10 protein-coding genes are annotated in these 14,935 nt (G+C 36.9%); 4 read left to right on the top strand and 6 right to left on the bottom strand.

The genetic code is table 11. The annotated features are described in order from the left end of the window. Positions 1–15 precede the first annotated feature (15 nt). Together MHB45_RS26795 and MHB45_RS26800 are read right to left on the bottom strand one after the other, a co-directional pair. Positions 16–1,131 carry a zinc-binding dehydrogenase gene (locus tag MHB45_RS26795; RefSeq protein WP_202815386.1) on the bottom strand — a complete coding sequence of 372 codons (1,116 nt, stop codon included), beginning with the start codon at positions 1,129–1,131 and terminating at the stop codon, positions 16–18. 329 nt (positions 1,132–1,460) lie between these two features. Further along, on the bottom strand, positions 1,461–3,308 hold the full coding sequence (locus MHB45_RS26800; RefSeq protein WP_340908173.1) for a sigma-54 interaction domain-containing protein: 1,848 nt from the start codon (positions 3,306–3,308) through the stop codon (positions 1,461–1,463). Positions 3,309–3,485: 177 nt separating this feature from the next. Here MHB45_RS26800 and MHB45_RS26805 point away from each other — a divergent pair, with 177 nt between their 5' ends. The 3 genes from MHB45_RS26805 to MHB45_RS26815 all read left to right on the top strand — a co-directional run bounded on the left by MHB45_RS26805 (position 3,486) and on the right by MHB45_RS26815 (position 5,813). Then, the gene (locus tag MHB45_RS26805; protein ID WP_048883057.1) at positions 3,486–4,385 is read left to right on the top strand and encodes a polysaccharide deacetylase family protein; all 900 of its coding nucleotides are present in this window, start codon (positions 3,486–3,488) and stop codon (positions 4,383–4,385) included. Between the two features lie 66 nt (positions 4,386–4,451). Then, positions 4,452–4,787 (top strand): hypothetical protein, encoded by a 336-nt coding sequence (locus MHB45_RS26810; RefSeq protein WP_048883058.1) that lies wholly within the window; start codon positions 4,452–4,454, stop codon positions 4,785–4,787. 12 nt (positions 4,788–4,799) lie between these two features. Next, a complete protein-coding gene (locus tag MHB45_RS26815) occupies positions 4,800–5,813 on the top strand; it encodes a CobW family GTP-binding protein (RefSeq protein WP_048883059.1) in 1,014 nt (337 codons plus the stop codon). Positions 5,814–6,227: 414 nt separating this feature from the next. Here MHB45_RS26815 and MHB45_RS26820 read toward each other — a convergent pair whose 3' ends face one another. The 4 genes from MHB45_RS26820 to MHB45_RS26835 all read right to left on the bottom strand — a co-directional run bounded on the left by MHB45_RS26820 (position 6,228) and on the right by MHB45_RS26835 (position 11,804). After that, on the bottom strand, positions 6,228–6,911 hold the full coding sequence (locus tag MHB45_RS26820; RefSeq protein ID WP_048883061.1) for a hypothetical protein: 684 nt from the start codon (positions 6,909–6,911) through the stop codon (positions 6,228–6,230). 1,292 nt (positions 6,912–8,203) lie between these two features. Further along, positions 8,204–8,623: a hypothetical protein gene (locus MHB45_RS26825; protein ID WP_048883063.1), complete on the bottom strand. Its 420-nt coding sequence runs from the start codon at positions 8,621–8,623 to the stop codon at positions 8,204–8,206. A gap of 9 nt (positions 8,624–8,632) precedes the next feature. Continuing rightward, complete coding sequence (locus tag MHB45_RS26830) at positions 8,633–9,775, bottom strand: ParM/StbA family protein (protein WP_048883064.1); 1,143 nt, start codon at positions 9,773–9,775, stop codon at positions 8,633–8,635. 163 nt (positions 9,776–9,938) lie between these two features. Beyond that, positions 9,939–11,804, bottom strand: a complete 1,866-nt coding sequence (locus MHB45_RS26835) for a helix-turn-helix domain-containing protein (RefSeq protein WP_239687151.1) — start codon at positions 11,802–11,804, stop codon at positions 9,939–9,941. 1,014 nt (positions 11,805–12,818) lie between these two features. Between MHB45_RS26835 and MHB45_RS26840 the strand changes: the two genes are divergently transcribed. Beyond that, complete coding sequence (locus MHB45_RS26840; RefSeq protein WP_048883066.1) at positions 12,819–14,369, top strand: primase C-terminal domain-containing protein; 1,551 nt, start codon at positions 12,819–12,821, stop codon at positions 14,367–14,369. Positions 14,370–14,935 lie beyond the last annotated feature (566 nt).

The raw sequence follows: 14,935 nt of genomic DNA on the forward strand, positions 1-14,935 counted from the left end.
AATTTTGGTAGTAGTTTAAAAAGTAATCACTGCTTTAATAATGTTATCCTTTGCTTTCTCAAATATTTCATATGCTTCGACCACCTCATCAATATGAAAACGGTGAGTAATCATTGGAGTTAGATCAATTCGCTTCTGTGAAACCAAACTAATTAATTGATTCATTCTCTCTCTGCCACCAGGACACAAAGTGGTAATGATACGATGATCCCCCATTCCACCTGCAAAGTGTTCAATTGGTATTTGTACATGTCCCGAAAAAATCCCGACACTTGAAATGCATCCACCTCTTCGAATCACCTTTAAGCAACTTTGGAAAGTTTCTTCTTTTCCTAATGCTTCGATGGCAACATCAACACCTCTTCCATCAGATAGGTTCAAAATCTCTTTTACAACGTCCACATCATTAAAATTCAATGTAATATCAGCGCCCATTTCCTTTGCGATTCGTAATCTTTCAGAGTTTCCGTCCACTCCAATGATTAAACTCGCCCCCTTTAAACGAGCCCCTGCAATGGCGCATAGTCCAACTGGTCCACAAGCAAAAACTACTACCATGTCTCCAATTTGTATTTCTGCGTTTTCAGCTGCTGCAATCCCTGTTGATCCAATATCAGTCAATAATAGAACCTCTTCATCTGACAATACATCTGGAACTTTAGTCAGGTTATGTTTAGGAAAGGGCATTTTAAAATATTTGGCATGTGTACCATCAATCGTATTCCCTAAACGCCAGCCTCCAGGAGTAGTAAAATCATTTTCTGGACCAATGCATTGTGATGATAAATTCTTTTGACAGTAATAACATGAGCCACACGGTGTACAAGAACCACACATGACTCTTTCTCCAATGCTGAGACCTTGTACGCCTGTCCCTATTTCATGAACAACCCCAACATGTTCATGGCCGAGTGTTCGATTTTCCTCTACAGGGTGTTCTCCGTGTAAAATGTGGATATCGGTTCCACATATTGTAGTGGATGTCGTTCTAATGACTACCTCTCCCGGTCCAGCTTTAGGAATGGACTTATATTGAAGTTCCAGCTTTCCAATCTCTTTAAAAACTGCCGCTTTCATATAACCTTCAGGTGCTGGGATTCCTTTTTTTACATTTTCAATTTTCAACGGCATGAAATAGCCCTCCTTTTAGGAATTATTTTAAAACTCCTTAATTTTAGTATTATCAAAATCCAATTCCCCCCTTGCCAATTACTAATTTACAGAAGCAAAAAATGTGCCAACATGTTAAAAACCGATAAAATACGCCCTTTAGTCTTTTTAGAAGAAATACTTAGATCCGCTTTATGCTTTTTAACATAGTGAAAAATGCAGAAAAGCATAATAACTACATGAAAATTGTTGATTTTATAAATGAAGATAAATAAAAATGGTAAAGCAGCAGGATAGTCCTTGCCGCTTTACCATTCATCGTTAAATTCATTACAAACAAGGTGATTCTTTCAATTGAAGTTCCCCTCGTTTATCTTTTTAAGCTTCCTACTGATTGTTGATTGATTTACTTCTAAAACATCGGCTATTTTCACAGTGGAATTAAACTTTGATTGAGCCAATTTTAATAACTGACGTTCAGCCAATTCTATACATTCTTTAAGAGGCAATATATCCAAAACTTGAACTTTATCACGATTGAGGGATTGGTTCATAAAGCCCTCGGGAAGAAAGCTTTCATTTATTTTTCTTCCATCGGAAATGACAATCAACCGTTCAACGAGATTTTGCAATTCCCTTACATTTCCTGGCCAATTATAGGCTTGAAGCCCTTCGATTATATCTATGGAGAGTGTTTTATTTGTGTCATATTTATTGTTGAATTGTTCTATGAAATGATGAATTAATGGTAAAATGTCTTCCCTCCGCTCTCTTAAAGGCGGAATTTTTAAAGGGATAACATTCAATCGATAATATAGATCTTCTCTAAACCTCCCTTGCTTAATTTCTTCGGGCAAGTTTCGGTTGGTTGCTGCAATAATCCGGACATTTACATTAATCGTCTTTTTACCACCAATACGCCTGATTTCTTGCTCTTGAATCACTCTTAATAGTTTTACTTGTAGAGAAATGGGCATTTCTGCAATCTCATCCAGAAAAAGTGTACCTTCAGTGGCTAATTCGAATAATCCCATCTTGCCTTCTTTTTTAGCGCCTGTAAAAGCTCCACTATCATAACCAAAGAGTTCTGATTCTAATAGATTTTCTGGGATGGCTCCGCAATTGATTTTTATATAAGGCTTACTTTTTCTTAGACTGGCATTGTGAATGTAATTTGCGAAAACTTCTTTTCCTACACCTGATTCTCCTAATATTAAAACTGTCGAATCTACATGTGCAATTAGTTTTGCCAATTCTAACCTCTCTTCCATCACTTTACTATTAAAGATTAACTTCCATTCCTCAACTTTTTCTTTTCTAAATTCCATCAATTCATGCTTATACCCATGTATCAGCTTTTTCATTTCATCTATTTCGGCTTGAAGCTGACTTATTTCAGTAATATCCCTGGAAGCATTAACAACTCTTATGACATTTCCATTTTCGTCCTTTATAGGGGTTCCAATTACCATAAGTCGCCTGCCATTTTTAGTCGTTTGAATAGCCGATATTTTTTCTCCTTTTTCTAATACCAGACGAGTGATGGACGGTTTATAAATGCCTTCCTTTTCTAATTCGTTAACATTTTTACCGACTAATTCACTTTCATTTTTCCCCCATATCTTCGTGCATGCTGAACTTACCCGAAGTGTATTTCCTTTTGCGTCAGAAACATATAAGACATCATAGGAAGAATCAAAGAGAGCTTTTAAATCGATGCTTTCATCCTTATAAGTTTCGTATTCTTCAGGGACAGTTACATCAGGCTGGATGGTTGCCAGGACTCCTTGAAAATCTTCTGCTTCATCGTTTAGTGAAGAAAAGTGGAAAATGAAATCTTTGGACTGGATATTTATTTTTTTGTTATGTAGAGGACATTGAGTGGTCATCACTTTATTTACAAAACTTTTAATCTCTTCATTTTCAAAATAAAAGGAATCTCCCCCCGTTATTTTCTTGGCAGCCTCATTCATAAATTTATCATTTTTAGATGTATGATATAAAAGGGTAGCGAACGGCAGTGAATCTATGATTTTTTTCAAATTTGTAGGAACATCTTCGTACGTATTGATATCGTTCATAAATTTCCTCCTCCATTGCATTTGAAAATTCTTACAAATAATTTTTTTATTTTTTTGAAAATTATGATAATATACATCGTAGCATGTTGCTTTTTCTTCTGCAATGCATTCTTGCAAGATGATTTATGCACTACCGCATATCCTTTCCAATTTATGAATCTTACATTTCGTTTGAAAAACGCTTATTGTAGCATTCTTTTGCAATTATTTCGTTTTGTGAATTTCGGCATGATTCTTGCTTTGTATTTAAGGTGTAGAGGTAATCTAATAATCTATTAAGAGGAGTGGATGAAAATGAAGAAGAAAGAAATTTTAGTAGCTTATGGAGTAGATGTTGATGCTGTTGCTGGTTGGTTAGGTTCATACGGCGGAGAAGATTCACCAGATGATATTTCAAGAGGACTTTTTGCAGGAGAAATTGGCTCTATTAGGTTACTTGATTTGTTTGATAAGTACAATCTGAAGACGACTTGGTTTATACCTGGGCATTCCATCGAAACTTTCCCTGAACAAATGAAAGAAGTTGTTAAAAGAGGGCATGAAGTGGGGGCTCACGGATATTCACATGAGAATCCAATCGCCATGACTCCTCAACAAGAAGAAGAAGTCTTATTAAAATCAATTGATCTAATTGAAGAATTATCAGGTAAAAAACCTACTGGTTATGTGGCCCCTTGGTGGGAATTTTCTAACGTTACTAACGAACTTTTACATAATCATGGAATTAAGTATGATCATAGTTTGATGCACAATGATTTTTCTCCTTATTACGTAAGAATCGGCGATAGCTGGACAAAAATCGATTATGCAAAAACAGCAAAAGAATGGATGCAACCCCTAAAGCGTGGTAAAGAAACAGATCTAATTGAAATTCCTGCAAACTGGTATTTAGATGACCTTCCCCCTATGATGTTTATCAAAAAATCACCTAATAGTCATGGTTTCGTCAACCCACGAGATATAGAACAAATGTGGCTTGATCAATTTGATTGGGTTTATGAAAATATGGATTATGCAGTATTCACCATGACCATCCATCCTGATGTAAGTGGAAGACCACAAGTGTTAAAAATGCATGAACGCATCATTCAACATATTAATTCACACGATAATATACGTTGGGTTACATTCGATGAAATCGCGGATGATTTTGCTAAACGTCAACCAAGGGAAAAATATCAATTGAATTCTTAATCTCGATTATTGTAAATCCGCCCTATTTCAGGGCGGATTGATCCATTTATTAAGGAGGGAAACAGGATGTGTGTACTTTGTGGAGAATTTGTTCATCAAGTTCATTGGACGGACCACACTTCAAAAGAACAGGAGGAAATAACAGTTGGTGATAATCAAAGGCTCCGAAAAAGATCGCGCATACATCGAGCGGAATTATGTAACAAAATCCTACAGCATTTCAAGTTGAAATTAGATGATTGGCAAGGAAGTAAATTTGTCTTGCGTGACGCAAAAGGGAATACAGTTGTCGTGGATGATTTAGCGGCAATATGGAGTAATGTGGAACGCATGTTGAGATATCCGATAGATCCATTAAATGATGATCTTTTAGAGAGACTTGTACATCAAGAAAATAAGTGAAGGGTGATTATTATGGATAAATATAAAGGTAAAAAACCAATTACGATTGTAACTGGTTGTTTAGGAAGTGGTAAGACAACCATACTTCAAGAAATATTAAAAGATGACGAAATCAAAAAAAATACGGCAGTTATTGTCAATGAATTCGGTAAAGTGGGACTGGACCACCATTTGTTAAGAAAATCAGTTGAAAGAACCATCCTATTAAACAACGGATGTATTTGTTGCAATTCCAGAGAAGATTTAGCGGAAGAACTAAAATCATTATTAAACATGGATGAAATGGGCGTATCTACTTTCGATCGAGTCATCATTGAAACAACGGGAATGGCAGACCCCTCCCCTATTTTATTCACAGTACTAACCAATCCACTCTTGCAACACCGTTACGTCATTGATTGCGTTATTGCTACTGTAGACGCAAAAAATGGCTTGTTACAATTTGAAAATAATCCTGAACTAATTAAACAAATAACAGTTGCTGATAAAATCGTTATTACAAAAACGGATATTACACCTGAAGAAGAAATCGGAGAACTATTAAAACTTATAACTGATATCTCTCCTTCTTGTGAATTACACAGAGCCATTCATGGGCAAGTAGAAAAATCCATCATTATAGGAAATAAAGCATCTTATCCTTCACCACTTAAACAAAGTAATATTTCTCGTGACAATCATTACTCATCCGATATTCGCTCCATTTCTTTCACAATAAAAAAACCCCTTGATTGGACTGCCTTCGGGCTTTGGTTGAGCATGCTTCTTCATGCTAAAGGTGAAGATGTTTTGAGGGTTAAAGGATTACTTGATGTTGGTGAAAAAGGACCCATTGTATTAAATGGCGTACAACACATTATCCACCCACCGCAACATTTAGAGGAATGGCCCTTAGATGAGAAGAATTCACATCTTGTATTCATACTACGTTCTATCGATCCTCAGTCCATTGAAAGATCCTTGAAAGCTTTCCAAACGTTCTTAAATACTGAAATTGAGTTATTAGAACTTCAAGCCGTTCTGTAATCTATAGAGGTCAGAATCACTGGGAAATTCAGATAGCGATCTCATTATCAATGAGCTATTTCATTTTATAAGAGTGTAAAAGGTACTATCAAATAACTTTATGAATATATGATTTTTTTAAAAAATAGCCTCCAAGTCTAGGACATAATCCCGGTGTACTAGACTTGGAGGCTATTCGTGTATATCCAAATTCATGTGGATTTTTTCTGTCTTTATTTGATTTCCTCTTAACTAATAGGAGAATTTGATGGATGAATGCTGCTGTTATTGCTTCTTCTTTTTCAACGGCAAATGATTAGGATTTGCATGGTCGATCCTTTTTAGCCAACGTGGCTCCCTGAATTCGACCGAAATTGGTCAAATTCAAGGTTACTTTTAGGACTATAATATTTCCTCTTTATTGAGATTCCTAACTTACTTATCAAGTTCCATCTCTTTTTTCAACCGATCCACAAAATTCTCATTGATATAATCCCGGACAAATTTATCCTTTTTCTCCAAATCGATGTCTTTTCTAAAAAACCCCACCCTCTTAAGGCGTTGATCCTCAGGCAAGTTGGACCATGCCTGGTTAGCCTCCTCTTCCAGTGAACTTTCAATCTTTCTCTGGATCACCATGGCTTGAAAGCTTTGGTTCTTTCTTTCTTCTATAGATGGTGGTTTGGGTAAGCCATTTAGTAACTGTTCATATTGGCTTTTCAGCTCTTCGACTTTTGCGGTAGCCATTTCTTCAAAAGTTTTCTTTACTTCTTCTGTTATCTGTTTTTTCAAAGTCTCCATATTGTCTACATATGGAGCAGGTTTCTCTTTTTTTACAGGGAATGGTCTTAACTCAAAAAAGTTTGAGAGATCATTTGAAATTGCTGATAGGGCCCACTTGTCTTCCCTTCTCTTCTTTATAAACATTGCAATTTTTAAATCTAATTCATCGTACACCTTTTCATTGGTTTCTAGAGTACGATTAATATAATGAAGGCGTTCTTTCTCTAACCGTTTAAACCAACCGTCCACTGTATTAATATGTATATTTTGATTGTTCAGATGAGTTTTTAACGTTTCTACAAAATCGCTAATTTTCCAAAAGGTTTCTTCAGACATTTTTGAACCCCCTAAATTGTTTTTTTGTCTTACTTTGCTATTAAAAGTCTCTAAATAATAAACTATATGTAGCACACAAAACACAAATGGTCTACATGTATAACGGTTTTACCAGCAGTAACAGATAAAATAACAGAAAGAATAATAAGATGCTCTAGTTATAGACTCAGTTTATGTAGACTATTTATGGATTATAGAGTATATGTGCTCTATACCCTTTTTCTAATTAAGTAAGAAAATGATCGTTGATCGTAGACTTGAAAACTCTTACCTAGAAATGGGTTTTCAGTATTGAAATGTAGCCTCTGTATTATAGTCTATATGTAGAATACAAAACATAAATGGTCTACATTAGTAACAGTTAAATAGTAGAAAGAAAAAGGTTAATATAATTGTCTAGCTATAGTTCCAGGTTTATGTAGGCTATATATAGTAATAGTTTATAGACCATTTATGGATTATAGAGTATATGTGCCCGCTAAGTTTCTTTTCTTAAGTTAGCAACAAGGAATATATGGTGTAGATATTGCCTCTATATTATGGTCTATATGTAGAATACAAAATACAAATGGTCTACATCAGTAACTGTTATATTTGCAGTAACAGTTAAATGGTAAAAAGAATATGATTTAAAAAAACGGTCTAGTTATGGATCCGGATTTATGTAGGCTATATATAGTAATAGTTTATAGACCATTTATAGATTATAGAGTATATGTGCTCTATAAATTCCTTTTCTTAAGTTAGATAAGATACATTGTTTTGAAACTTGAAAACTACCTATCTAGATTTAGTAAATATATGGAGTAGATGGAGCCTCTAAATTATAGCCTATATGTGGAACACAAAATACAAATGGACCACATGAATAATAATATTATACAAGACTAGTAACGAATAACAAAATAAAAATGAATTATAAGATGGCCAACTTTGAATTATTATTTTTCATTTGATCTTATTTAAGGAGAAAGTCATAGCCAGTTAGGGAGCAGAGGGTAGATAGTTCCTTTAAATCGACCATCTGTAGCTTAATTTCCAGTTAAATTTATAGCATATATATAGTTTACAGAACACAAGTGGTCTATATAAAGTGATTCGTTTGGTGCAACCTTGGAGGAGGGGAAACATTTTAACCGATTGAGTAAAAAATTTATGAATCAAATGTAGAATACAGGTTGTTTGTGCTCTATAAAGCTTTCTATATGTATTTGACTTTTTATAAGCAATGTCCTTTCTCTGATTTTGACTGATTTTGTCTATAACAGGAAAAACCCCATCAAAGGATAGGGTTAGTCGTCGTCGTCAAAATCTAAGAATGTTTTTTGCGCAAATTTTTGAATGGCTGCATTTGCTTTAAATGCGGATTTTTCTTCTTGCTTATTTTCAAGAGTCTGATTAAATTCAAAAGCTTTAGTAGGCTTGGTCACTACCTGATATAGTAGTTGACCTATCAATGCCCTGGTATTAGGGTGGTTCATCCATTCTTTTTGTTCAGCTGTCAAACCTTCGGGCAGACTAATGGTGATTTGATCACTATCTGTATTCCCCAAGGCTTTTTGCGAAACCGCCTTAACAAAGATCGGAGCTATTTCACTACTGAATTTCCTGCCTAATTCCTTTTTCCTGCTTATTAAATACTCACTGACATGTAAAGGGGTGTCAGAGGGTAAGCGAAAAGAGATGGTTTTTCCAGGTTCAAATTGTTCCATGGATTTATATCACTCTTTTGTAGCTGCCACGTTTTGTGTAGATATCCCTTTACTTTGTAAATACATAAGCAAAATTTTAAAATAGGCTCGTGTAATCATCCATACGCTATCATCTTCCGAAACGAAACGGAGAGGGTAGTTTTTGTCGGCTTGATTCAGTGCATTCAAGTAAGGTTTTAACACCAAGGATCCGCCACCAATTTGATATGCCAGTCTAATGTCAGGAACATTCCGCCACATATCTTTAATTAATTTATATTCTTCTTTGGCCAAAACGGATAATTCTTCATCAATGATATCCTTTATGGACACTCTATTCCCATTAACCCAGATATGATATTGTTCATCAGGCTGTTCATTTGTGATGATTTCTACGAGTGTGCGTCTACTTTTAATGGTGTATTTGTATTTGGAATACACTTTCTTGATAATATTATCCAAATAGGTGGAAACACCTCTTTTTATTCCATTGCTGTATTCATTATCCACTTCAGCTTCATCGGTTATGATCGCTGAGTCCGTGGATAAGCCACCAATATCGTTGATAAGGATTGTTTTTCCCATGAGTTCTTCGTTTTTGGTAGAACCGTCATTATTTGTTGTTAAATCCACAAATGCTGCAAATCCTTCCGTATTCACAAGGATTTGCTCGAATTTAATCCGAACTATTTTACCTTCTAGGGAAGGTGTTTTTAAGAATTTTACTTCATGTTGGGAGTTTTTCAACTTTTTTCGGAAGTCTTTAGCTTTTCCTTGTTTAGTTTCATCCAGGGGCAATCCTGTTGATAAGTAATATGTGGCTTCAATCACACCATCTTCTTCAGGAAATTGTTCCACTGCATCATAAGCAAGGGTTGTCAATAGCATGATGACAGGTTGGTCACTCTCGGATTTATCCTGGTCAGGTGTTAATTCGTCATTATTTGGATACTTGGATGCTAACTTTCCGACTGCAAAACTTCCGTTTTTATTTTTTAAGGCGGATGAAGTAATCTCCACATGTAATCCATTCAATATGTTTTTTTCCATCTCCACAATTTCCCGATCTTGCACTTCTGCTATAACGTTCGGTATGTATACACGATTTTCAATACTTCCCAAGAATCCTTTCACCGCATCATTACCAACATCAACTGATACAAATCTAGCCATTTTTAATAGATTCCTCCTTGGTTTCATTTATTTTTCATTGAAATATAATCTAATTGTATGCTTTTTGTATGCAACTGTCAAACTTGAATGCAAATTGCATGCAATTGAGAATTCCCCTGTCCGAATGTAGGGAGTAAACAAAAAGACAAAACTCTAACGATAATCAATTAGAGTTAGAGTTTTGTCTTTTGGATTTTTCTTTTATCCAATTGAGCATTTTTTCATCGTTCTTGTTGTTTTGACGCTTATTTTCCTTTCTTAGGTATCGCGAAAGGGTAGAGTGGGAAATGCCGATTTCCTCTGCCGTCTGTCGGATACTCATATTTTGGGAGTCCATCATCTCTCTCATCGTCTCAGGAGAAAGCGCCAATTCCTTTTCCGGTCCAAAATGAAATGCCTGCTGCTCTGTTTTCGGAAGACTACTGGTGATCTCGGATGTCACTTTGGATGGAATCTCAATGGAGTCTTCTATTTCAAGTGTAGGAGCCAACTCATTTAGTGAAAAGTCCTGGGAGAAAAAAAGGTCTTCTGAAATCGAATTTTCGTGACTTATCTGATTCATCCGTTCAATAATTTCCTCATTCACCAAGCGGTTTGAATCTATCATCATTTTTTTCTGGTTCTCTTTAACGACAATGTCTGTTGGTAGAATAAGCACATTCAACTTGGTCCAATAGCCTTGGAACCATCCTTTTTTCCCAACTTGTTCCTCATCGATCTCCTCGGTGTAGCTCCAGCTGCTGATCACGCTGTCCTTTTGCAATTCATCCAAAACGTTTTCAAACTTATCCCTTTTTTGCACCCCGTTATATCGACTGGATATGTCCATTGTTTTCAACAAGGTAGAGACCTTAAACGGTTGATGCAAGGACCTTCTAATGGTCCTGATTTTCCACTGTAGATTCAGGTAGCGGGTCAATCGCTTGTGTTCACGCTGTGTGTAGTGGCTATACTGAAACACTTTTAAATCCAACAAGCCCAGTGTGCGATTTGGTCCATCTAAGTAAGGGGTAAGAACAGGGGACGGCTTTACCTGTACGGCATATATCCCTTTCGCTTCCCCGGTCTTTTTATCATAAGCAACACGGATTTTTCCGATTTCGAACATTCTCTGGAAATCCTTGAATTCATAAAGTTCATTGTCCTGGATATCCTGGGTGTTGATCACTTTTACCTGTTGATTGCCCAGAGAGATCCAAATGCTTGATAGTGCAGCAACCCTTTTCATGATATTGAAGCGATCTTCCTCACGGAAGTCCAGTTCCCGTCCTTGTGCTGTCCGTTTCTTCAAGTTCCTAAGCTGTAAGGCATCATTGCTATGAAACTCAATATAACCATCAATGGACTTGGGCGAGACCATCCATAAATATGTAATTAAGTCAAAGAGGTCGGCGGTCATTTCATCCAATGAATTTATAGTAGATTCTATTAGTTCAAGCCACATTTCATGTTGATCGGAGGCTAGTTCCGCTTTCTGTGATTCTGGGGGCCGTATTTCAGCTAAGCCTCTAACGTGTCCACGGTTGTCTATAATCTCGGTTGCCAAGAGACCAGCCTCTCCTTTTTTAAAGTCCTTTTTCTTTGTTACGATGTCTCTCATTAAATGATAGTCAATATCCATGCTTGAATAGATATAGTTGCGGCTCAAGGCCTCACTTATTTTCTCTTCGTTCGCACTGCGTTTTATCTCATCCATCGGGAATTCGTGTATGAAATGTCCGGCCAATATGACCTTGATTGTATCCTGATAACTGTCCACGGCCTTTTTTATCATTTCTTTTGTTATAAGTTTTTCAAAGTATAACGTTTGAGTGAATAAGGAAAATAAGGCCCGAAAGCTTGGTCCCATTGTAAAGCCCGGAACCTGATTTTTTACCTCTTCCTCCGTCATACGATAGGCTTCCTGTTTCCATTTATCCAAAATATAAGGACGATCTTCAAACAAAATCTTCGTTTCTTCGAAAATAGAAATTTTCAGAAACTCATAGTTCAAAATCATACGATCATGTATATCCTGATACCTCAACAACAACCCCATCCTCTCTATTGCAGGGAATCCTTGGGTGGAAAGATTAGAACCTTTTCATCTAAAATGCACCACTTTTTTATCATTATAACAAGAGTGGACCACATTTCGAAGAGTAAATGCACCATTTACCACACAGGTTTCGAAATAATGGTGCAAATGCACCAGTTACAGTCTAATTCCTACCATACCTCTAATAATAAGGAATCCTGCACTAGCTAAACGCTTAAAAACAAGGAGGAATAGTCAGTCACTTCACTATTAGCACTATTTCTTTGGAATCGAGCTTTCAAAATGCACCATCATTCTAGTTGTGAGCGGAACCTGTGTACCAATTCATAGATGAAATGCACCACATATACACTATATGTGGCACATTTTTTAGTGATCATGGATTCTTAGAAAATGCCACTTTGAAATCCTTTTGGTGATATTGAGTATAATATGCACCAATACACTGAATTCGAGCGGAACCTGTGTGTTATCCTATGAAAGAAATGCACCAAACTTATATTTTCGAAGACGAAGTGAGCGTAACCTGTGTAGGAGGGGTAAACGTTGGTGAAACAACCATTCAGCAGCGATTTACTTTTCTTTACCTTAAAATTGTATTCAACTTTTGAAGGAATATTTAGAGGTTGAGCGTAACCTGTATACCAAAAGTGCACCACATGACCATAAAGTTGAGCGGAACCTGTTTGGCAAAATTTTTGGTTTTAAGTTCACTATGCTTAATATGACAGGTTTTTTCAGTAACCCATTCAATTTGATATATGTGCACAATTAGTTCATTATTGGCCTTTTTGGTGCAAAAAGCGAGCGGAACCTGCATAATAAAAAAATTTAATGTTTTTTTCTATCCCTTGGGGCTGTAAGCTTCAGGGGCCTTTTTATTTTTGGTGCATTTCTCTTAGAGAGCACCCTTTTTCAAAAGTCGAGTTCGATATACTTTATTCAACAAAAAGTTCCATGCAAGAAGTGGAAATCGGTCCAATTTATTTGAGGAAGGTGCAAATCATGGGAACTCCATTGGCAGAAAATCGTAAAAGAGGCCTTCATTCAATCGTTGAAATCATGCAATTTATGACCCATGATGGCTTGCTTCTATACAAAAAAAAGGGTACCCGCCAACCTATAAGCAGGGTGGTTGCATACGAGAAAGCTATGAGCGAATCCAAGAATCATAAAGGCGTGGTCTTTGTATCGCCATCCAAGGCCGAACTTGTGGAGGGAAAAGGCTACGTCGTGACCTCTTACGAAACGCTTCAGGAAAAGTATCAAAACCTGTCACACTGGACACCCAATACCTACCGAGGTGGTACATACTATGATTTCAAAAACCGCATCATCAAGGGGCATCAGCGTGAAAACCTAAAACAAATCCATGTCATAGGGCTTGATATAGATTCGAAGGAAGTGGATCTGTACGCCCTTTATCTTGGATGTGAAGAATTGGGATTGCCAAGGCCAAATCTCCTGCTGGAAACACCAAGGGGATTCCAGGTCTTCTTTGTCCTGGAAACTCCCTTTCATATAAACAGAAAACAAGATTACAAGGCTTTAAGAGTGGCCGAACGCCTGTCGGAAAATATTCGAAAAGCGCTTAAGAAATATGTACCGGTCGATACCGGGTGTATCCCTTTCGGCTTCTACCGCATCCCAAGAGAAGACAATGTACTGGATTTCAATGACCAGCCTGCCAATACAAGTCTATTGCTTACCTGGTCCAAACAGTATGAAGAGCAGGAGAATAGGAACTTCCTGCGTGTGGTCTACAACAAGAATGCACCAGCAATCGATCAAACGTCCTCGGACTGGTATCGTACGCTTATTAGGGCTACACACATCGAGAAGGGGCATTACGGCTCCAGCCGCAATAATGCGCTCATGACACTTGCACTTGCCAATTATGCGAGTGAACGGCCAATCGAGGAAGCTTATGATGAACTTGATCAATTCAACAGCAACCTGGAACAACCCCTTAAGAAAAGAGAATTTGAACGAATCCTGAAGAGTGCTTATTCAGGAAAATATAAGGGCGTAAAGCGTTCATATGTGGAAGACTTACTCGAGCTTTGGACAGATGGACAAGCTAAATTCAAGGGAAGGGAAGGGTGGTATAAATTCAAAAAGCCTCGGGAAGAACGAGTGCGTTCCCATTATAATGAGTGGGAAGAGGATATCATTGCCTATCTGGATTCCCATACAAGCCCTGAAACCCCGTTTTTGGAGGCTTCTTTGAAAAGCCTTGCTGAAACCTTTGGGATGTCCCTATCCACGCTTAAAGAGGTCTGCAAGCAATCTAGTAAACTCAAAAAGTTTACGATAGGCCGCGGACGCGGGGCAGTCACCAAACTGGCCAGCCGTTCCATGCTATTCCAAAGCTTGTTGCTATTGCGTAGGAATCACATTCGCCAAGCCCAGTTGACGTTTGCCGAATTGCTGCCCGTTCCGAAACAATTTACTGCTGCCCTTCCATTACCCACATTGGAAGCCGAATTGTTGACTCATGAAGTGGACATAATATATAGTTCCGGAGCTTCTCCGCCGGATAAGATGACTTCTTGAAAATAATAAGCCAGTCTGCCAATACATATCTATAGTATCCTTCCTGTGGGGTCTTTAAGAATTACTGCTGCTCCTTATACTTAGTGTTTTTACGGGGGCTTGGGTGTTTAAGCTGATGATCACTCTTGTTTACTTAATTTTATTCAGGGAATGTCATGGTGTTTGCATGGTTAAAAGTGAATTTTGTGGGGATAGTAGTAGACGTCAGGTTAACTGTTAGTTATTTATTTTTATTCATTGTTTAATACATATAGGGAATTTTAGTTTGTGGGTTTTTTGGATTTCAAAAGGTGATCTTAGATCTTCAGTAATTTTTAATTGCTTTCATTATGAAACTTAAACTCGGTATCTTTAGTCCTTATTGTATTTTATGAGTAGGTGATTTTAGTATTAGATTTTAAGTCTGTGTAGGTGATAATACACAAGTTACCATCCAAAAATATGGTAATTTTTAATCAATTCTCTTTACAATCATTGCCAAACAAATGTACGTCTAGTAGACTAAAAATAAGTAAAAAAATAGCAAATGCTATAGATTCATATACGTAAATGGAAGGGTAATGAAT

This window comes from Peribacillus sp. FSL K6-5616 (genome assembly GCF_038008245.1).
Taxonomy (GTDB): Bacteria; Bacillota; Bacilli; order Bacillales; family DSM-1321; genus Peribacillus; species Peribacillus frigoritolerans.

Excerpts from the sequence above, each read along its gene's own strand:
- MHB45_RS26795 (WP_202815386.1), bottom strand. The coding sequence starts at position 1,131 with ATGCCGTTGAAAATTGAAAATGTAAAAAAAGGAATCCCAGCACCTGAA.
- MHB45_RS26805 (WP_048883057.1), top strand. The coding sequence starts at position 3,486 with ATGAAGAAGAAAGAAATTTTAGTAGCTTATGGAGTAGATGTTGATGCT.
- MHB45_RS26810 (WP_048883058.1), top strand. The coding sequence starts at position 4,452 with ATGTGTGTACTTTGTGGAGAATTTGTTCATCAAGTTCATTGGACGGAC.
- MHB45_RS26815 (WP_048883059.1), top strand. The coding sequence starts at position 4,800 with ATGGATAAATATAAAGGTAAAAAACCAATTACGATTGTAACTGGTTGT.
- MHB45_RS26820 (WP_048883061.1), bottom strand. The coding sequence starts at position 6,911 with ATGTCTGAAGAAACCTTTTGGAAAATTAGCGATTTTGTAGAAACGTTA.
- MHB45_RS26825 (WP_048883063.1), bottom strand. The coding sequence starts at position 8,623 with ATGGAACAATTTGAACCTGGAAAAACCATCTCTTTTCGCTTACCCTCT.
- MHB45_RS26830 (WP_048883064.1), bottom strand. The coding sequence starts at position 9,775 with ATGGCTAGATTTGTATCAGTTGATGTTGGTAATGATGCGGTGAAAGGA.
- MHB45_RS26840 (WP_048883066.1), top strand. The coding sequence starts at position 12,819 with ATGGGAACTCCATTGGCAGAAAATCGTAAAAGAGGCCTTCATTCAATC.